This is a genomic window from Kitasatospora sp. NPDC043950, from assembly GCF_056435345.1.
The window spans coordinates 130419-148966 of record NZ_JBWKER010000014.1; the positions used below are offsets into that span (position 1 = coordinate 130419).

The window sequence follows — 18548 nt, forward strand, 5'->3', positions numbered from 1 at the left end:
CCCCAGCGCGGGGGCGGGGGCCCCGGTTCACACCCGCGCGGCGCCGGCCAGCGCGGCGGCGAGGTCCGCGGCCAGCGCGTCCACCGCCTCGGCCGTGAAGGCGTGCTCGTTGTACCGCAGCCAGCAGCGCAGCGAGCCGTCCGGCTGCTCGGTGACGGCGAGCTCCGGCACGTGCCGGTCGCCGCCGGGCAGTGGGTACGGCACGGTGGCGTTGCGCGGCAGCTCCCACGCGGCGCACGCCACTCCGGGCAGCTGTGCCGGGGCGCTCCAGCTCTCGTACCGCAGCCAGGCGGCGAACGGGACCAGCGGGCTGAACTCGGCGAAGGGGTACAGCTGGTGGTCCAGCGCGGTGGTGGCGGCCGTGCGGACGCGGTCCAGCAGTTCGGCGAACCCGGGCTCCCCGGCGGCGTCCACCCGCAGCAGCAGCGACTGGACGAAGCAGCCGACCGCGCGTTCCGCCTCCGGCCTGGTGCGGCCGGGCACCGGGGTCATCAGGACGAAGTCCCGCTGTCCGCTGCGGGCGGCCAGCAGCCCGCTCCACACCGCCGCCATCGCGAGGAACGGGGTGGCCCCCAGCTCCGCCGCCCGGGCCCGCAGCGCGCCCGCCCGCTCGGTCGGCACCTCCAGCGTCCGGACGGCGCTCAGCACCACCTCGGTGTCCTGCCGCCCGGGGAACGGGTCGATCGCCGTGGGGGCGCCCGCGAGCGCCGTCGCGAAGTGCGCCCGGGTGGCCGGCCAGTGCGCGTTCGACCACTCCACCAGCTCCCGGTACGCCGGGCCGGGCCGGGCGGCCGGCGCCGGGCGGCCGCCGCGCAGCGCCGAGTACAGCACGCCCAGGTCGCGCAGCAGCACGCCCAGCGACCAGCCGTCGGCGACGATGTGGTGGACCGCCAGCATGACGACGTGGTCCCCGGGGCCCCGGCTCACCACGGCGAGCCTGGTCATCGCCCCCGAGGCCAGGTCGGTCAGCCGGTCGCGTTCGGCGACGAGCCGGGCCGACACCTCCGCATCGCTCGCGCCGGGGGCGTCCAGCAGCACCACGTCGGCGCGCGGCTCGTCGTCGAGCACGGCCCGCAGCACCCCCGGTTCGGCGTCCGGCACCGGGACGAACCTGGTGCGCAGCGCGGGGTGGCGGCGGATCGCCTGGTGGAGGGCGTCGGCCAGGGTGTCCGTCCGCAGCTCCTCCAGCACCCGGAACATCACTGCCACCGAGCCGACGTTGCGGCCCGCGGCCTCGGCCATCCAGCGCAGGAAGTTCTCCTGCTGCGCGGTGAGCGGGAGCTCGTGCGGCTGGGCGCGCAGCGAGCGCAGGAACGCCGTCGCCTCGGCCTCGACCGGCTCCACCGGCCCGGCGGAGCCGGTCGAGGCCGCCGCCTGCTCCAGCCAGGCGGCCTGGGCCCGCAGCGAGGGCCGCTCGAACACCAGGGCCGTACCGGCCGCCACGCCGAACTCGGCGGAGATCGCGGCGGCCAGCTGGACGGCCCGGAAGGAGTCCCCGCCGAGCGCGAAGAACTCCTCCTCCACGGCCCGGACCGGCCGCCCCAGCACGCCCCGCCACAGCTCGGCCAGCGCGCGCTCCCGGGCGGTGGCCGGTGCGGTGCCGGCGGTGGGCACGGGCTCCTCGAACCTGGCCCGGAGCCGGTGCTTGACGACCTTTCCGCTGGGGTTGCGCGGCAGCGAGTCCGTCACCAGCAGGCGTACGGGCAGTTCGGCCCGGGCGAGCCGCTCGCCGAGGAAGAGCCGCAGCCCGTCGAGGTCGATCCCGCCCGGGAGCGGGACCACGGCCGCCACCGGCACCTGGCCCATCACCGGGTGCGGCAGCCCGAGCGCGGCCGCGTCGGCGACCTGCGGGTGCTCGTGCAGCACCGCCTCGATGCGCAGCGTGGAGACCTTCAGCGCACCGGACTTGACGATGTCGCTCTCCCGGTCGACCAGGTGGAGGTAGCCGTCCCCGTCCAGTCGGCCCAGGTCGCCCATCCGCACCCAGCCGTCGCGGAACACGGCGCCGGAGTCCGCGCCGACGTACCCCCGGGGCGGGCCCGGCTGGCGCAGCCAGAGCTCGCCGGTGTCGCCGGGCGCGACGGGCTGCCCGGCCTCGTCCAGGATCCGCAGGTCGGCCGGGTCGGTGGGGCGGCCGACCGAACCGGGGCGGCCGGCGTCCACGATCGCGGAGATCTGGGCGGGGGAGGCCTCGGCGGAGGTGTAGGTGTTGACGACGGTCGCCTTGGGCAGGGCGGCGCAGAGCCCGGCGGCGACGGCGGGCGGGAGCGCGGCGGCCGAGGAGCTGACCAGGAGGACACTGCTCAGGTCCCGGCGCTCGGCGATCCCGGAGTTCAGCAGTTCCACCGCCATCGACGGCACCAGGAAGACGGTGCCCGCGCCGTACTCCTCGACCACCCGGCCGAACTCCTCCGCGTCGAAGCGCGGCAGGCAGATCGTGGCCGGCTGCGCGGTCAGCGCGTTCACCAGGACGACCTGGGCGGCGTTGGTCCCGATCGGGAAGGCGTGCACCGCGTAGCGCGAGTGCGCGTACGGGCGGGGGCGGGGGTTGAGGACGAGCCCGGCGGTCAGGCTGGCGTGCGCGGCCCGGACGCCCTTCGGGGTGCCGGTGGTGCCGGAGGTGCCGATGATCTGGGCGAGGTCCCCGGGAGCGGCCCGATGCGGCGGTTCGGCGCCGCTGCCCTCGCCGTCACCACTGCCCTCGCCGTCACCACTGCCCTCGCCGTCACCACTGCCCTCGCCGTCACCGCTGCCCTCGCCGTCACCACTGCCCTCCAGGTCGTCGAGGGTGAAGGTGGGCAGAGCGGTGTGCGGCCCGTTCCCGGCTATCGCCCAGCGCGCCCCCGCGGCGTCGACGAGCCGCGCGACGTCCGCCCCGGAGAGGTCCGCGCGGATCACCAGCCCCGCCGCGCCCGCGTAGTGCGCGGCCAGGAACGCCACGGCGTACGCGTCCCACTCCCGGTTGTCGAGCAGCAGCGCCACCCGGTCCCCGGGCCGTACCCCGGCCCGGGCCAGCCCGTGCGCGGCCCGCACCGCCCGTTCGCGCCACCGGCCGTAGGTGAGGCTGCCGCCGCCCGGCACCAGCAGCGCCTCCCGGTCGGGGTGCAGCGCCGCCCGGTGGTCCAGCAGGGCGGGGAGGGTGAGGGGCACGGGGACGGGGACGGGGACGGGCTGAGCGTTGATGACGACTCCCGGAGGGGCTGCTGACCGCTGAGTGATCCAGAACGTATCGGAGCAGTGAAGGAAGGCGCCAGATCCGTTCACATGTCGTCACGACCGCCCGTCGGCAGCGGGCGCGCGGACGGGACAATGACGGGCGTGACCGACGTGACGCTGAACCTCTGGCGCCGGCCCCTCGGCGCGGTACCGGCCGAGGTGTGGGACCGGACCGACCTGACCGTGCTCATCCTCGCCGAGACCGGCCTGACCGAACTGCCGCCCGAGGTCGGCGGGTTGCGACGGCTTCGCACCCTCGACCTCGGGCACAACCGGCTCACCGGCGTGCCCGCCGAACTGGGCGAGCTGACCGGGCTCGTTGACTTCCTCTACCTGCACGACAACGCGCTGACCGCGCTGCCGGCCGCGCTCGGCCGCCTCACCGCGCTGCGCTACCTCAACGTCGGCGACAACCGGCTCACCGAACTCCCCGCCACCATCGGCGACATGACCGCCCTGGTCGAGCTGCGCGTCCAGCACAACCGGCTCACGGCGCTGCCCGACCGTCTCGGCGAACTGACCGCCCTGCGTGAACTCTGGCTGTGCGGGAACCACTTGACCACCCTGCCGGACACCTTCGGCGGCCTCACCGCGCTGCGCGAACTCGAACTGCGGGACAACGCGCTCGCCGAGGTCCCGCCGGTGCTCGCCGGGCTGCCGCTGCTGCGCCGGCTCGACCTTCGGGGCAACCGGATCACCGAACTGCCGCACTGGCTGGCCGAAATGCCCGCACTGGAGAAGCTGGACCTGCGGTGGAACGAGGCGCGCCCCTCGCCGCGGCTGCTCGGCGCGCTCGACGCGCGCGGCTGCGCCGTCCTGTTCTGAGCGGCCGCGGATAAAGATCACCACGGCGGTCGGCGCCCTGTTATCGTGGATCGCATGAAGCGCGCTGCACTCGCCACGACGACGCCGGAGAGAGTCCCGGTGCGCTGACTGCTGACCTAGTCCGAAGCCCCGGGGCGAGTGCCCCGGGGCTTCGCCGTTTCCGGACCACTCGCCCGCAGATCCGAGTGGAGACCACCCCATGCACAACCACGCCGCGCACAACCACGCCGCGCACGACCGCCCTGCGCACGACCACCCCGCGCACGACCACCGCAAGCTCGGCCGCGAACTCGACCTGTTCGACACCGACCCGCTGATGGGCTCCGGCCTGCCCTACTGGCTGCCCGACGGCGCCGCGATCCGGCACACCCTGGAGGAGTTCATCCGCGAGCGCGAGCGGCGGGCCGGCTACCGCCACGTGTACTCGCCGGTGCTCGGCAAGCGCGAGCTGTACGAGATCTCCGGCCACTGGGCGCACTACCGCGACGACATGTTCCCACCCATGGAACTGGGCTCGGAGGAGATGGTGCTCCGGCCGAGCCTCTGCCCGCACCACGCCCTGATCTACCGCTCCCGACCCCACAGCTACCGGGAACTCCCGCTGCGGATGGCCGAGTTGGGTGGCATGTACCGCTCCGAACTGTCCGGCGTGCTGGGCGGGTTGACCAGGGTCCGGGCGATCCAGCTGAACGACGCGCACGTGTTCTGCACCCCGGAGCAGGCCGCCGACGAAGCCGTCGCCGCACTGGAGCTGATCCGCGCGGCACACCGCGCGCTCGGCATCGAACCGGTCCGCTACCGGCTCTCGCTGCCCGGCGCGGGCGGCAAGTACGTGGCGGATCCGGCCCTCTGGGAGCGGGCCACCGCGCTGCTCACCGACGTGCTGGAACGCTCCGGCGTGCCGTTCGAGGCCGCGGAGGGCGAGGCCGCCTTCTACGGGCCGAAGATCGACGTGCAGATCGCCGACGGCGCCGGGCGCGAGTTCACCCTCTCCACCGTGCAGATCGACTTCCACCAGCCCGAGCGCTTCGGGCTGCACTACATCGGCCCGGACGGCGCGAAACACCGGCCGGTGATGGTCCACCGCAGCGTGATCGGCAGCGTGGAGCGGGTGGTCGCCCACCTCATCGAGCTGTACGGCGGCGCGTTCCCGGCCTGGCTCGCCCCGGCGCAGGTGGTGCTGCTGCCGGTCTCCGAGGGCGAACTGCCGCAGGCCGAGCGGCTCCGGCAGCGCTGCCTCGACCTCGGGTTGCGCGCCGAGGTCGCCGGCCCCGGGCACGGCAGCCTGGGCGCCCGGATCCGGGCGGCGCGCCTGGTGCCGTACCAGGCCGTGGTCGGGGCCAAGGAGGCCGTGGACGACCGGGTCGCGCTGCGGCTGCGGGACGGCCGCCGGCTCGAACCGCTGCCCGCGGAGGAGGCGTGGGCCAGGATCGGCGCGCTGGTGGCGGCGTGCAGCGCCGACCTCTGGGCGGACGACCCCGCGCGCCGGCCGGGCGTGGCGGCTCAGTAGGACTGGAGCTCGATCAGATGGCCGTCCGGGTCCCGCAGGTGGGCGCTGCGCAGGTCCGGGCCCCACTGGGGCCGGTCGGTCGGGCCGACGACCGGGGTGCCGCCGTGGCGCAGGCAGAGGGCGAACGCGTCGTCCACGGAGGCCACCCTGAAGACCAGCATCGCGGCGTCCTGGGCGGGGGCGGCCGGGCGTTCGGGCAGGCCGGTGGTGCCCAGGGCGGCGGCCATCGCGGCGCGGTCGAAGAGCACCAGGACGGCCTGCCCGTCGACGTCCCAGTTGGCGTAGGGGCCGTCGGGGGCGCCCTTGACCAGGGCGGCGCCGGTGAGGGGCGGCAGGACCGCCCGGTAGAACCCGAAGCACTCGGCGAAACGGGTCACGAGCAGGCGGGGATACAGGGCGTCCACGGTCGAAGCTCCCGGGCTCGAGGATTCAGCGGGTCGGATCAGTCCGATATTGGTGGGTCGGCACCCACTATAGGGACGAACCCTAGACTGACGCCATGGCCCCAGAACCCCCGCTCCCCGAATCCCCGCTGCCCGCCCCTTCCCTGCCCGCTCCTTCCCTGTCCGCTCCCTCCCTGCCGCCGACGCTGCTCGACCTCAGCACCTACCTGCTCTCCCGGATCGGCCGGACGGCACGGGGCCGTCTCGCCGAGCAGCTCGCCGAACACGGCCTCCGGCTCTGGGACATGGCCGTGCTGGCCGCGCTCGCCGACTTCGGGCCGCACGCCCAACGGGACCTGGTCCAGCGGCTGGGCATCGACCCGAGCGACCTCGCCAAGGTCGCCGACCAACTGGCCGCCGCCGGGTACGTCGAGCGCGTCCGCGACGTGGCGGACCGGCGGCGGGTCTCGGTGTCGGTCACCGGCGCCGGGCGGGCGCTGCTCGCGGAGCTGGACGCCCGGGCGCGCGCGGTGCAGGACGAGGTGCTGGCGCCGCTGGACGCGCGGGAGCGGCAGTTGCTGCACGGCCTGCTGCTGCGCGTCCACCAGGGACACCAGGGGCCGGGGGAGCGGCGCGGCCTCTGAGGCCCGCTCAGCCGGTCGTCCCGGGGCGGCGGGCACCGGCGAACTCGCCGGCCCAGCGCGGGACGTCGAGGACGTGCTCGATCCGGGCGACCGGCGTCCCGGTGCGCTCGGCGTGGATCATCGCGCCGTCGCCGACGTGGATCCCGACGTGGTGCAGCGGCGCGTCCGGGCGGGAGAAGAACAGCAGGTCGCCCGGGGCGAGGGCGTCACGCTCCACCGGGGCACTGCGGTGGAACTGGGCGACGGTGTAGTGCCCGAGCTCGACCGTGCCGTGGCTGGCCCGGTACCAGCAGTAGAGGGACAGGCCGCTGCAGTCGAAGCCGACCGTGCTCTCGCCCATGCAGACGCCGTCCAGGTAGCCGTTCTCGTCGTCGCAGAAGCCGAGGCTCGCCCCCAGCCGGTCGCCGCCGCCCCAGGCGTACGGCACGCCGAGCTGGGCGGTGGCCACCTCGGCGACCCGGCGGCCCAGGGCGGCGGACGCGGGCGCCGGGGTGTCCGACCGGGTTGTCGCGGTCGCGGCCGCGACCGGAGCGAGGGTCGGGACGAGCCCCGCCCCGAGTGCCAGGCCGAGCATCCGGCGCCGGCGGACCCCGGAGGCCTCGTCGCGGTACGGCGGTCGGGATTCCATGGGTGACCTCCTGGTGTCGGCGTGGCGTCGGCGCGTGCGGGTGGCGGCCACCAGGATTCCGGCCGGGCGGGTCGGCCCGCCATCACCCGCAACGGTGAATCGTGGACGCAACGGGCCCGTGGCGGACGGGAAAGCGCTGGTAAATGGTTTGACGGTCGTTCAGGAGAGGCCAACGATGGGCGCGAACGTTCGGCCGCGACCCTTCGGAGTGCCCCTTGAACAGCGCAGTCAAGCTGATCCGCAGCTCCCGCCTCACCCCGGCCGTCGACTACGCCTACGCGGCCCTGGTCGACGCCCAGGCCCGTTCGCTCTGGCTCGCCGGGGCCTGCCCGCTCGACGCAGAGGGGCGGACGGTCGCCGTCGGCGACTACGCGGGCCAGGCGCACCAGGTGATGCGGAACCTGATAACCGTGCTGGAGGACGCCGGTGCCGGGCTGACCGACGTCGCCCGCACGACGGTGTACGTGGCCTCCGCCGACCAGGCCGACCTGGTCGCGGTGTGGGACGTGTACCGCGCCTACATGGGGGAGCACGACGCCCCCAGCACGCTGCTGGGGGTGTCGGTGCTCGGCTACGACGACCAGCTGGTGGAGGTGGAGGCGGTGGCTGTCCTGCCGTGACGCCTTCCGGCCTCCCGGTGTCCGGATTAGGAAACCGATCGTTCGGTTTTTCCCCGGATAGGTGAGGTGTGGCGGCGGTGCCGCTTTCGGTCGTCCGGCGAAGGAGCGGCGGCCCGTAGGCGAAATGCGGAGGATGCGGGCGGGAGGGGAGAAGCGTTTGAGGCGATTCCCCGACATCATCTTGTCGTCCGTAGGCCACCGGTAGCTAAGATACGGGGTGTTTGGTTTTGTTTTCCGGGAGCTCTGGGTGGGGTGGTTGCGGTGGTTCGGCAGGAGCGGGCGGTCCGGACGCGTCGGCTGATCCTGGAGGCGGCGGCGTCGGTCTTCGACGAGTTCGGCTACGAGGGCGCCACCATCGGCGAGGTGGTCGCGCGGGCCGGTGTGACGCGTGGTGCGGTGTATTTCCATTTCGCCTCCAAGCGGGATCTGGCCCAGGGCGTCGTCGAGGAGCAGTTCGTCCAGGACGGTGTGCCCGAACGGGTCTGCAAACTCCAGGAGTTCGTGGACACCGGGATGGTGGTGGCGTATCTGATGCCACGTGATCCGCTGCTGAGCGCGGGGGCCCGGCTCTCGCTGGGCCAGGACGTCTTCGACGACCTCGGCGGCGGCGCGATCCCCGGCTGGATCAGCCGGCTGGAGGCGCTGCTGGTCGCGGCCGGCGAGCGGGGTGAACTGCTGCCGCACGTCGTCCCGGCCGACACCGCGTGGCTGGTCACGGCGGCGTGGACGGGTGTGCAGATCCAGTCGCAGAAGCTGTCCGGGCGCGCGGACTTGGAGCGGCGGGCCGCCGGGCTGTTCCAGCACCTGATGCCGAGCATCACGGTGCCGGGTGTGCTCGGCTCGCTGCAGATGGGCCCGGACCGCGGTGCCCAGGTGGTCGCCGAGGTGGCGGCCGCCCGCGCGGCGGCGGAGGGCGCCGGGGCGCAGGGCGGGGCGCGGTCGGCCGCCCGGCCGGTCGCGGTCGCGGTCGCGGACGAGGTCGGTGTGGGCTGACGGTCCGGCACCGGCCGGAAATCGCTTCGGCTGGTGCGGAGTTGACCAGGGCTCGGTGGCCCCCTGTGCGCGGGGGCGTCCGGGCGGTGGTCGGCCCGGTGGTCGGTCCGACGGTCGGCCGACCGGCGGTGCGCGCGGAGTGCGGGCGAATTGGTGGCGGCGCGGGATCCACGGGGGTCCGACGCCGCCTTCGGTTTGCCCGCACTCCGCTGCGCGTGGTGGCCGGTTCGTGGCGCAGGGTGGCCGCCGCGCCCGTCTGTCCGAGTCGGGCCGCCCATTCCAAGAAACAAACAGCACGTTCGGTTTTGTATTGACAAACCGCGCGTCCTGTTTTTGACTGGTGACAGTCGCCCTAGGGGTGTCGACCCGGGTGCCGGCCGCGGCGGATCGGCCTGCGGCGTTCCGTGTGATTGGGGTGGTCATCGTGGAAATTCGGGTGCTCGGGGCGTTGGACGTCCGGGTGTGCGGGGTGTCGGTGGTGCCATCGGCGCCGAAACCGCGGCAGGTGCTGGGGCTGCTGGCCCTGCGGGCTGACCAGGTGGTGTCGGCCGGGGTGCTGGCCGAGGAGCTGTGGTCGGGCCGCCCGCCGCGCAGCGCGCGCACGACGGTGCAGACGTACGTGCTGCAACTGCGCGACATGATCGACCGGGCGCTCGGGCAGGTCGCCCCGGCGGCAGGGGTCTCCTGCGCCAAGGACGTGCTGGTGACCTCGCCGGGCGGCTACATGCTGAACAGCGGCGGCGGGTTGACGGACGTCCGGGAGTTCGAGCGCCTGGCCGGCATGGGCTACCGGGCCATGGACGGCGACGACCACCCGCTGGCCGCCCGGATGCTCGGCGAGGCGCTCGGCCTGTGGCGCGGTCCGGCCTTCGCCGACGTCCTGGCGGGTGGCCAACTCGCCGTCGAGGCCAAGCGGTTGGAGGAGACCCGGCTCTGCGCGCTGGATCAGCGGATCGAGGCCGACCTGCGGCTGGGCCGCCACCGCGTCCTGCTCGCCGAACTCACCGTCCTGGTCGACCGCTACCGCACCCACGAGAGCCTGCACGGCCAGTACATGATCGCCCTGCACCGCTCCGGCCGACGGGGCGAGGCCCTGGAGGCCTACCAGCGCCTGCGCAACACCCTGGTACGGGAGTTGGGCATGGAGCCGTCCACCGGACTGCGACGGCTCCAGCGCTCCATCCTGCTGGCCGGCCCGGAGCGGCCCGAGCGTTCGGAGCGCCCGGAGCGCGAGGCGGCCGCGACCGCTTCGCCGGAGGGGTCCGTGGCCCGGTTCACCCGGGTCGGCTGAGGACGCGCGGCAGGCGCCGTCGCTGCCGGGGCGCTGCTCGTGTGTGGTCGGAACGTGCTCGTCGTTGTGAGGGGTGTGGGTCGGGTGGTGCAGGAGAGGTCGGAACGGACACGCGGACGGCTGGTCGAGGCGGGGGCGGTGCTGTTCGACCGCTGCGGCTATGCGGGGGCCACGCTCGGCGAGATCGCCGGCGCCGCGGGAGTGACGAAGGGTGCGCTCTACTTCCACTTCGCGTCCAAGGAGGAGCTGGCGCAGGCGGTGTTCCAGCGGGCCGAGCGCTCGCTGCGGGGCGCCTGCGGCGGTTTGCGGGCCACTTCCTCCCCCCTGCAGACGCTGATCGACGTGGGCTACTGGCTGGTCGACGCCCTGGGGTCGGACGCGGTGGTCCGGGCGGCGTTCCGCCTCGGCCGGGAGGGCGGCTGGCAGTCGAGGACCGCCGCGTTCGCTCCCGCCACGTCCGCCCCCGGCGCGCCGGTCGCGGGCGTGCGGGGCTTCCACGGCGTCTGGGCCGGTGTCGTCCGGGAGTTGCTGACCGGTGCCCGGCGCGCCGGCGAGCTGCGCGACCGCTCGGGCGATCCCGGCCCGGAGACCCTGGTGGTGGCGGCAGCCTGCGGGCTGGAGGTCGTCTTCGGCGACGGCTGCCCGGGCGAGGAGCGCGCCCGCCGGGTCGGCGCCCTGTGGGAGTGGCTGCTGCCCTGCCTCGTCCCCCCGGGCTCCTCAAGCGCCTACCGGACCAGGCCGCTGACGTCGCTGCCGGGCTGAGCAGGCGGTTCAGGGGCGGACAGGCGGGGCGCCTGGTGCGGCGCGCCCCGCCCCGGGCCGGTCACGCCGTGTGGAGGCGCTCCGCCAGGCCGGCGGCCGTGAAGGCGGCCACCAGGTCGTCTCGGTCCTCGGTGAAGTGGGCCCAGCTGTCGTGGTGGACGAGGACGACCCGGCGGGCGTCGAGGATCGCGGCGGCCTCGGCGGCCTGGGCGCTGTCCAGGACGATGGGCGCGCCGTCGAAGAGGGCGGCGAAGCGGGGAGCCCCGGCGAAGAGGATCGCGGTGTCCACGGGGGCGAAGCGTTCGGCGATCTCCCCGACGGCGGGGAGGGAGGCGTTGTCCCCGCTGACGTAGACGGTGGGCAGCCCGTCCCCGGTCAGGACGAAGCCGACGACCTGGCCGGTGGCGGCCTCCACCTCCTCGCGGGCCCCGGGCCCGTGGAGGGCGGGCACGCCGGTCACGGTGAGGGTGCCGCCGCCGGGGCGGTCCAGCGTGACCGACTCCCAGTCGGCCAGTCCCCGGGCCGTGCCGCCGAGGCGCAGGCCGCCGCCGGGGGTGGTGAGGGTGAGCGGGACGTCGGCCAGCAGGGCCCGGCCGGAGTGGTCGAGGTTGTCGGGGTGCTCGTCGTGGGAGAGCAGGACGACGTCGACGCGGCCGGCGTCGGCGGGGCTCCCGGAGGAGGGCGCGGTCTTGGTGAGGAGCGGGCCGCCCGGCCGCTGGTAGTCGCCCGGGCCGTCGAAGGTCGGGTCGGTGAGGAAGCGCAGGCCTCCGTACTCGAAGAGGGCGGTCGGGCCGCCGAAGAGGCGGACGGGGAACTGCTCGACGGTCGTGTCGGAAGAAGCCATGGTGAAGCACACCTCACGGTTGAGATCGGTTTATCCGTGAGGAAAGCTAGCCGGTTCTCACGGATGATCGCAAGCGCTACCATGAGACTCATGACGGACGCCGCGGACACCGCCACCGACGAGACCGCCGTGCCACCCGCGCCGGGCGAGCAGCAGTACTCCTCGCTCGCCCTGGTCAACAGCGCCGTCACGCTGCCCGGCGGACACGTCGTCGACCGCCTCGGCACGCCGGCCGCCGCCGGCCGGTGGCTCCTGGAGCACGGCCTCGCCCCGGCCGACGCGGGCCTTCAGGAGATGTGCACGGCGCAGGTGCGCTCGATGCGCGAACAGGTCAGGACGCTGTTCGCCGCCCGCGTCGCGGAGCTGCCCGCACCCTCCTCCGCCCTGGCCGCCGTCAACGACGCCCTGACCCGCCTGCCCACGGCCCGGCTGCTGCGGTGGGACGACGGCAGCGGCCCCTACCGCGCGGCCCCCCACCCCACCACCGAGATCGTCGACCACGCCCTGGCCACCCTCGCCGCCGACGCCGCCGACCTGCTCACCGGGCCCGAAGCGGCCCGTCTCACCGCCTGCGGCTCCACCCCGTGCACCCGGTACCTCCTCCGGCACGGCCGGCGCCACTGGTGCTCCACCCGCTGCGGCGACCGCGCCCGCGCGGCCCGCGCCTACGCCCGGCGCACCCGGCCCCAGCCCGACTGACCGGGCTGGCGCCCTCGACCGGCGCCCTCGCCGACGGCCCTGGTCGACACCCCTGGCCGGCGCGGGCCGCACCCCCCCGAGCCCGGTCCGTGCGAGCCGTGTTCGAACGGGCCGAATGTCAGTGCGGCTCGCCATGATGGCGGTATGAAGGACGCAGCCACCCTGGCCCCTCCCGCCGCCCTGGCCTCCCCGCAGGCCTACGCTGACGCCGTCGCCGCCGCCGTACGGGCCGCCGCCGCGTACTACGCCGACGGCTCCGCCCCGCTCGGCGACGACGAGTACGACGCCCTGGTGCGGGCGATCGAGGCCTACGAGCACGAGCACCCGGACGAGGCGCTGCCCGAGTCGCCCACCGGCAAGGTGGCCGGCGGCGCGGCGGTCGGCGACGTCCCGCACAGCGCGCCGATGCTCTCCCTCGACAACGTCTTCTCGGCCGAGGAGCTGGAGTCCTGGGCGGCCGGCCTGGAGCGCCGGCTCGGCCGGCCGGTCGCCGCCTGGTGCGTCGAACCGAAACTGGACGGCCTCGCCGTCGCCGCCCGCTACCGGGCCGGCCGGCTCACCCAGGTGCTGACCAGGGGCGACGGCCTGGCGGGGGAGGACATCACCGCCGCCGCCGACGCCGTGCTCGGCCTGCCCGCCCGGCTCGCCGAACCGGTCGACGTCGAGCTGCGCGGCGAGGTGCTGCTCACCCACGAGCAGTTCGAGCAGGCCAACGCCGTCCGCACCGCGCACGGCGCCACCCCGTTCGCCCACCCGCGCAGCGGCGCGGCCGGCACCCTGCGCGCCAAGGACCGCGCCTACCGCGTCGAACTCACCTTCTTCGCCTACGACGCCCTCGGCCTGCCCGGCCTCGACCACGCCGACCTGCTCGCCCGGCTGGCCGTCCTCGGTGCCAACACCGCCGCCAGCACCGATGCCGCGCCGCGCCGCTGCGCGACCCTCGCCGAGGCACAGCAGCGGATCGACGAGATCGCGGGCCTGCGCGCCGCGCTGCCCTTCGGGATCGACGGCGTGGTGGTGAAGGCGGACGCGGTGGCCGACCAGGAGGCGGCCGGGTCCGGCTCCCGCGCGCCGCGCTGGGCGGTGGCCCGCAAGCTGGCGGCGCAGCACAAGGTCACCCGGCTGCTCGGCGTCGAGTGGAACGTCGGCCGCACCGGGATCATCGCGCCCCGGGCCGTCCTCGAACCGGTGGTGATCGACGGCGTCACCGTCACCTACGCGACCCTGCACAACCCGGCCGACATCGGGCGCCGCGGGCTGATGATCGGCGACCAGGTGTTCGTCTACCGGGCCGGCGACGTGATCCCGCGGGTCGAGGCGCCCCTGGTCGACCAGCGCACCGGCGCCGAGCAGCCGATCGCCTTCCCCGAGGTCTGCCCGCGCTGCGGCGACGCCATCGATACCTCCGAGCAGCGCTGGCGCTGCGTGCGCGGCCGGGCCTGCCAGGCGGTCGCCTCGGTGATCTACGCGGCCGGGCGCGACCAGCTCGACATCGAGGGCCTCGGCGGCACCCGCGCCGTCCAACTGGTCGAGGCCGGGCTGGTCGGCGACCTCGCCGACCTGTTCACCCTCACCCGGGAGCAGCTGCTCACCCTGGAGCGGATGGGCGACACCAGCGCCGACAACCTGCTCGCCGCGATCGAGACCGCCCGCAGCCGCCCGCTGAACCGGGTGTTCTGCGCCCTCGGCATCCGCGGCACCGGCCGGACGATGTCCCGCCGACTCGCCGCGCACTTCGGCAGCATGGCCGCGATCCGCGCCGCCGACGCCGCGGCGCTGGCCGGCGTGGACGGTATCGGCGTCGAGAAGGCCGCCGTGATCGTCGCCGAACTCGCCGATGTGGCACCGCTGTTGGACCGGCTCTTGGCGCAGGGCGTCGGCACGGCGGTGACCGAGCCGACGGCTCCCGCCGACCGGGCCGCGGACGGCGGCGCGGCGGCTGCGGACGACACCGCGGCGGGCCCGCTGGCCGGCCAGAGCGTGGTCGTCACCGGCAGCATGACCGGAGCCCTCGCCGAGCTCTCCCGCAACGCGATGAACGAGCTGATCGAACGCGCCGGCGGCAAGGCCTCCTCGTCGGTGTCCAAGCGCACCACCCTCCTCGTCGCGGGCGAGAAGGCCGGCTCCAAGCGTGCCAAGGCGGAGGAGCTCGGAGTGCCCGTCATGACCCCGGAGGAGTTCGCCGCCCTGGTCGCCGAGCAGCTCGGCTAGGCCGGCCGCGGCCGGCCAACCGGCCGGACAGCCGGACAGGACCTGGGCCCGGAAGGCCAGTTGATCGCCCGCGCCAAGGGTGCGGTAGGGTGGCCGACGCCGTGTACGACCGCGACTCAAGGAGGTGAGCCCCATTACCGGTATGTCCGAGCGGGTGCTCCCGGAGCGCGGCCGTGCGGGCGCGTCGCGCGCGTAGCGCGGACGCGTCGGCGCGGTGTCGGCCCTTGCGGGAGCCCTGACGGAGTCGTTCGTCCTCCTCCCGATTCCCCCAAGGGGTCATCTTGTCGGTTTTTGCCTCCGCAGCTCTCCGTTCCTCGGTCGTCGCCCGGCTGCGTGCCGCCGGTTGCGTGTTCGCCGAGGACGAGGCGCGGGTCCTGCTCTCCGCCGCCGCGACACCGGCCGACCTGGCCGTGATGGTCCGGGCCCGGGCCGAGGGCCGGCCGCTGGAACACGTCGTCGGCTGGGCCGAGTTCGCCGGGCTGCGGATCGCCGTCGACCCGGGCGTGTTCGTGCCGCGCCGCCGCAGCGAGTTCCTGGCCGCCACGGCCACCGAGCTCACCGGCCCGGGCGCCGTGGTCGTCGACCTCTGCTGCGGCAGCGGCGCCCTCGGCGCCGCCGTGGCGGCCACCGCCGCGCACCCGGTCGAGCTCTACGCGGCCGACGTCGACCCGGTCGCCGTCCGCTGCGCCCGCCGCAACCTCACCGGGCCCGGGGCCTCGGTCTTCGAGGGCGACCTGTTCGTCGCGCTGCCCGCCGCCCTGCGCGGCCGGATCGACGTCCTGCTCGCGAACGTCCCGTACGTCCCCAGCGCCGACATCGCGCTGCTGCCGACGGAGGCCCGGCTGCACGAGGCCCGGCCGGCGCTGGACGGCGGCGCCGACGGTCTGGACGTGCTGCGCCGGGTGGCCGCCGAGGCGCCGCACTGGCTGGCCCCGGGCGGGTCGCTGCTGTTCGAGACCAGCGAACGGCAGACCCCGACGGCCCTGGCCGTCGCCCGCGCGGCCGGCCTCGACGCCGTCGACGCCTGGTGCGAGGACCTGGATGCGACGGTCGTCACCGCGACCCTGCGCTGACGGGGCCGCAGCCCGCCCCCGCCCCCGCCTCCCGCCTCCTGCCTCCCGGTGGCAGGGGCGGGCCCGGCGGCCGGCTGGGCGCTCACAGCTCGCGGATCTCACGCCTGGTCAGCGCGTACCCGAACGCGCCCGTCAAACAGAGCCCGGTCGTCGCGAACACCCCCCGGCTCCCGAAGGCGTCCACCGCCGCGCCGGCCGCGATCACCGAGATCGGGAAGACTCCCAGCGCGCAGAAGGTGACGGCCGCCATGACCCGGGCCAGCAAGGCGGGCGGGGTGCTCTTCTGCACGCCGGTGACGATCAGGACGTTGGTCACCGTGCTGGCGCCGCCGGCCAGGCAGAGCAGCAGCACGGCGCCGACGAGGCCGGTGAACGGCACCAGCCCGATCGCCGTACCCATCACCAGACCGGAGAGCATCGCCGTGCGGCCCCGCGAGCGCACCTCGGTGAGGCCGGCCGCGAACAGGCCGCCGACCAGCGCACCGCCGGTGAACGCGGCCAGCAGCAGGCCCAGCCCGACGGCACCGGCGCCGAAGCCGTGGGTGGCCAGGGTCGGCAGGGCGACACGGGTGGCGCCGCCCACCGTCAGGTTCGCGATCACCGTCACCGTCAGCACCGCGCGCAGCAACGGCGACTCCCGCAGCAGGCCACGGAAGTTCTTCGGTACGGAGGCACGTTCGGAAATCGGGCTGGCGGGTGCGACGAGGCTGCCGCGACCGATCAGCAACAGCGTGGCCGCCGACACGGCGAAGGTGGCCGCGTCCAGGCCCAGTGCGGCGGCCGGGCTGAGCCAGGCGACCAGCGGGCCGGCCAGCGCCGGACCGAGCAGACCGGCGCCGAAGGTGACCGTACTGTTCAGTGCGTTGCCCGCATGCAGGTCCTCGGAGGGCAGCAGGGTCGGGGTGATCGCCCAGGCGGCCGGCAGGAACACCCCTGCTCCGAGGCCGACCAGCAGCGCGAGCCCGCCGATCAGCCAGAAGTTCGCCGCCCCGCCGGCGGCGATCGCGCACAGCCCGGCGGTGGCGAGCAGCCGGCCGAGGTCGGCGGCCAGCATCACCCGGCGGGCGCCGAACCGGTCGGCGAGCATCCCGCCGAGCGGGGTGGCGGCCAGCCGTCCCGCGCCGTAGGCGGCGACCACCAGACTCAGCTGGCGGGCGCCTCCGGCGAGGGAGTAGACCAGCAGCGGCAGGGCGACCACCTGGAACGCGTTGCCGAACTCCGAGGTGCCCTGCCCGATCACCAGCAGCCGGAAGCCCCGCGCACGCAGGGGCGCGACGCTGATCCGGGGGCGGAACCGCAACAGCCCCGCCGCGCCGCCTGCTCGCGCGCCGCCCGTCCCCGCGCCGCCCGTCCCCGTGCTGCCCGTCCCCGTACTGCCCGTCCCCGTACTGCCCGTCCCCGCGTTGTCCGTCCCCGTATCGCTTGCTCCCGCGCCGCTAGCCATCGAGCGAGACCGGCAGCGACTCCAGGCCGCGCAGCATGATCGTGTTGCGCCAGGGCAGGGTCTCCTCCGCGGCGGCCAGCTCGATCCGCGTGAAGCGCTCCAGCAGGCCGGTCAGCGCGACCTCGCTCTCCAGCTTGCCGAGGAAGGAGCCGAGGCACCGGTGCAGGCCCTGCCCGAAGGCCAGGTGGCCCGGATCGCCCCGGTCCAGGATCAGCCGGTCGGGATCGGTGAATCGGGCCGGGTCCCGGTTGGCCGCGCCGAGCGAGAGCAGCACCAGCTCGTCCGCCGGGATCTCCACGTCGTCGACCATCACGTCGGCGTTCGTGAACCGCAGCGTGGCCATGCTCACCGGAGACTCGTAGCGGAGGAACTCGTCGATCGCGACCGGCATCGCCGCCGGGTTGGCGCGCAACCAGGCGAGCTGGTCGGGGTGGTGGAGCAGCGCCAGGGTGGCGGTGCCGAGCAGGTTGACGGTGGTCTCGTGGCCGCCGATCAGCAGCAGGAAGACCATCGAGAACACTTCCCGCTCGGTGAGTTCACCGGCGTCACAGGCCTGCACCAGGTCGGTCAGGATGTCCGCGCTCGGCGAAGCCCGCCGGGCCGTCATCAACTCGCGCAGGTAGTCGTTCAGTTCGGCGGTGGCCTGGTCGAAGGTCATGTCGCCGCCCTGGGTGAGGATCGCCGTCGACCAGGTGCGGAAGGCCTGCATATCCTCCGGTGGGAAGCCCAGCAGCTCACAGATGATCATGATCGGCAGCGGGAAGGCGAAGTCCGTCACCAGGTCGGCGGCCTCCCGCCCGCGCAGCCCGTCCAGCAGGCCGCCGGCGATGCGCTCGACCAGCGGTCGCATCAGATCGACCCGCCGGCGGGTGAAGACGCCCTGGATCAGCCGGCGCAGCCGGGTGTGGTCCGGCGGGTCGCTGTTGAGCATGTGGACCACCTCCGAACCGAGCGTCAGGCCGGAGCCCCGCCCGCTCGCGATGGCCTGGCTGCGGCGGACGTCCTGCCCGAAGCGCGGGTCCATCAGCGCGGCCCGGACGTCCTGGTAGCGCGTCACCAGATAGACCGGCAGGCCCTCGCCGAACTCCACGACGGAGACCGCGCCGGCCTCGCGGATCCGGGTGAGCGTGGGGTAGGGGTCGCGGATGAAGGCGGACATCCGCGCGGCGGCGTCGTCGACCGCGGTGGTCATGGATCACTCCTCGGGCTCGAACTCCGGCAACTACACGGTCAGCGACGGGAAGGGCCAGCGGCGCACCCGCATGGGCAGGAACCAGGCGCGGGGGGGGGGGGGGGGGGGGGGGGGGGGAGGGGGGGGAGGAGGAGGGGGGGGGGGGGGGGGGGATCGTCCAGCACGCCCTGGACGCCTGGTGCCGGGGCGAACCGCAGCCGTACTGGGCCGCCC

General features: G+C 74.8%; 16 protein-coding genes. 10 read left to right on the top strand and 6 right to left on the bottom strand.

What is annotated here, in order from left to right; all coding sequences use genetic code 11:
• Positions 1-27: 27 nt before the first annotated feature.
• A complete protein-coding gene (locus tag AC07BF_RS12650; protein WP_478333345.1) occupies positions 28-3150 on the bottom strand; it encodes a class I adenylate-forming enzyme family protein in 3123 nt (1040 codons plus the stop codon).
• Between the two features lie 168 nt (positions 3151-3318).
• Between AC07BF_RS12650 and AC07BF_RS12655 the strand changes: the two genes are divergently transcribed.
• Positions 3319-4041, top strand: coding sequence for a leucine-rich repeat domain-containing protein (locus AC07BF_RS12655; RefSeq protein WP_478333346.1), 723 nt, complete (start codon positions 3319-3321; stop codon positions 4039-4041).
• Between the two features lie 199 nt (positions 4042-4240).
• Positions 4241-5551, top strand: coding sequence for a threonine--tRNA ligase (gene thrS, locus AC07BF_RS12660; protein ID WP_478333347.1), 1311 nt, complete (start codon positions 4241-4243; stop codon positions 5549-5551).
• Here the strand turns inward: thrS and AC07BF_RS12665 are convergent.
• Positions 5545-5955, bottom strand: coding sequence for a VOC family protein (locus tag AC07BF_RS12665; protein WP_363586246.1), 411 nt, complete (start codon positions 5953-5955; stop codon positions 5545-5547). The genes thrS and AC07BF_RS12665 overlap by 7 nt on opposite strands.
• 95 nt (positions 5956-6050) lie before the next feature.
• On the opposite strand from AC07BF_RS12665, the gene AC07BF_RS12670 reads away from it, so the two are divergent.
• Positions 6051-6578, top strand: coding sequence for a MarR family winged helix-turn-helix transcriptional regulator (locus tag AC07BF_RS12670; protein ID WP_363629741.1), 528 nt, complete (start codon positions 6051-6053; stop codon positions 6576-6578).
• Between the two features lie 7 nt (positions 6579-6585).
• On the opposite strand, the gene AC07BF_RS12675 is transcribed toward AC07BF_RS12670, so the two are convergent.
• On the bottom strand, positions 6586-7206 hold the full coding sequence (locus AC07BF_RS12675) for a C40 family peptidase (protein WP_363629743.1): 621 nt from the start codon (positions 7204-7206) through the stop codon (positions 6586-6588).
• A 215-nt stretch (positions 7207-7421) separates the two neighbouring features.
• Between AC07BF_RS12675 and AC07BF_RS12680 the strand changes: the two genes are divergently transcribed.
• The 4 genes from AC07BF_RS12680 to AC07BF_RS12695 all read left to right on the top strand — a co-directional run bounded on the left by AC07BF_RS12680 (position 7422) and on the right by AC07BF_RS12695 (position 10872).
• Positions 7422-7826 carry a RidA family protein gene (locus AC07BF_RS12680; protein ID WP_400808122.1) on the top strand — a complete coding sequence of 135 codons (405 nt, stop codon included), beginning with the start codon at positions 7422-7424 and terminating at the stop codon, positions 7824-7826.
• Between the two features lie 252 nt (positions 7827-8078).
• On the top strand, positions 8079-8819 hold the full coding sequence (locus AC07BF_RS12685) for a ScbR family autoregulator-binding transcription factor (protein ID WP_400808119.1): 741 nt from the start codon (positions 8079-8081) through the stop codon (positions 8817-8819).
• A 424-nt stretch (positions 8820-9243) separates the two neighbouring features.
• Entirely contained in the window at positions 9244-10110 is an 867-nt protein-coding gene (locus AC07BF_RS12690; RefSeq protein ID WP_478333348.1) for an AfsR/SARP family transcriptional regulator, read from the top strand.
• A gap of 84 nt (positions 10111-10194) precedes the next feature.
• The gene (locus AC07BF_RS12695) at positions 10195-10872 is read left to right on the top strand and encodes a ScbR family autoregulator-binding transcription factor (protein WP_363586252.1); all 678 of its coding nucleotides are present in this window, start codon (positions 10195-10197) and stop codon (positions 10870-10872) included.
• Positions 10873-10933: 61 nt separating this feature from the next.
• On the opposite strand, the gene AC07BF_RS12700 is transcribed toward AC07BF_RS12695, so the two are convergent.
• The gene (locus tag AC07BF_RS12700; RefSeq protein WP_363586253.1) at positions 10934-11716 is read right to left on the bottom strand and encodes an MBL fold metallo-hydrolase; all 783 of its coding nucleotides are present in this window, start codon (positions 11714-11716) and stop codon (positions 10934-10936) included.
• Between the two features lie 81 nt (positions 11717-11797).
• On the opposite strand from AC07BF_RS12700, the gene AC07BF_RS12705 reads away from it, so the two are divergent.
• The 3 genes from AC07BF_RS12705 to AC07BF_RS12715 all read left to right on the top strand — a co-directional run bounded on the left by AC07BF_RS12705 (position 11798) and on the right by AC07BF_RS12715 (position 15699).
• The gene (locus AC07BF_RS12705) at positions 11798-12415 is read left to right on the top strand and encodes a CGNR zinc finger domain-containing protein (protein ID WP_478333349.1); all 618 of its coding nucleotides are present in this window, start codon (positions 11798-11800) and stop codon (positions 12413-12415) included.
• 144 nt (positions 12416-12559) lie between these two features.
• Entirely contained in the window at positions 12560-14626 is a 2067-nt protein-coding gene (ligA, locus tag AC07BF_RS12710; protein WP_400808110.1) for an NAD-dependent DNA ligase LigA, read from the top strand.
• A gap of 281 nt (positions 14627-14907) precedes the next feature.
• The gene (locus AC07BF_RS12715; protein WP_478333350.1) at positions 14908-15699 is read left to right on the top strand and encodes a putative protein N(5)-glutamine methyltransferase; all 792 of its coding nucleotides are present in this window, start codon (positions 14908-14910) and stop codon (positions 15697-15699) included.
• A gap of 82 nt (positions 15700-15781) precedes the next feature.
• Here the strand turns inward: AC07BF_RS12715 and AC07BF_RS12720 are convergent, their stop codons facing one another.
• Both AC07BF_RS12720 and AC07BF_RS12725 read right to left on the bottom strand, forming a co-directional pair.
• Positions 15782-16999, bottom strand: coding sequence for an MFS transporter (locus tag AC07BF_RS12720; RefSeq protein WP_363586256.1), 1218 nt, complete (start codon positions 16997-16999; stop codon positions 15782-15784).
• Positions 17000-17135: 136 nt separating this feature from the next.
• Positions 17136-18335: a cytochrome P450 family protein gene (locus AC07BF_RS12725; protein WP_363586257.1), complete on the bottom strand. Its 1200-nt coding sequence runs from the start codon at positions 18333-18335 to the stop codon at positions 17136-17138.
• Positions 18336-18548 lie beyond the last annotated feature (213 nt).

What these genes read in the sequence shown, in the direction of transcription:
- AC07BF_RS12700 (WP_363586253.1), bottom strand. Translation starts at nt 11,716, where the DNA reads ATGGCTTCTTCCGACACGACCGTCGAGCAGTTCCCCGTCCGCCTCTTC.
- AC07BF_RS12725 (WP_363586257.1), bottom strand. Translation starts at nt 18,335, where the DNA reads ATGACCACCGCGGTCGACGACGCCGCCGCGCGGATGTCCGCCTTCATC.
- AC07BF_RS12705 (WP_478333349.1), top strand. Translation starts at nt 11,798, where the DNA reads ATGAGACTCATGACGGACGCCGCGGACACCGCCACCGACGAGACCGCC.
- AC07BF_RS12675 (WP_363629743.1), bottom strand. Translation starts at nt 7,206, where the DNA reads ATGGAATCCCGACCGCCGTACCGCGACGAGGCCTCCGGGGTCCGCCGG.
- ligA (WP_400808110.1), top strand. Translation starts at nt 12,560, where the DNA reads ATGAAGGACGCAGCCACCCTGGCCCCTCCCGCCGCCCTGGCCTCCCCG.
- AC07BF_RS12670 (WP_363629741.1), top strand. Translation starts at nt 6,051, where the DNA reads ATGGCCCCAGAACCCCCGCTCCCCGAATCCCCGCTGCCCGCCCCTTCC.
- thrS (WP_478333347.1), top strand. Translation starts at nt 4,241, where the DNA reads ATGCACAACCACGCCGCGCACAACCACGCCGCGCACGACCGCCCTGCG.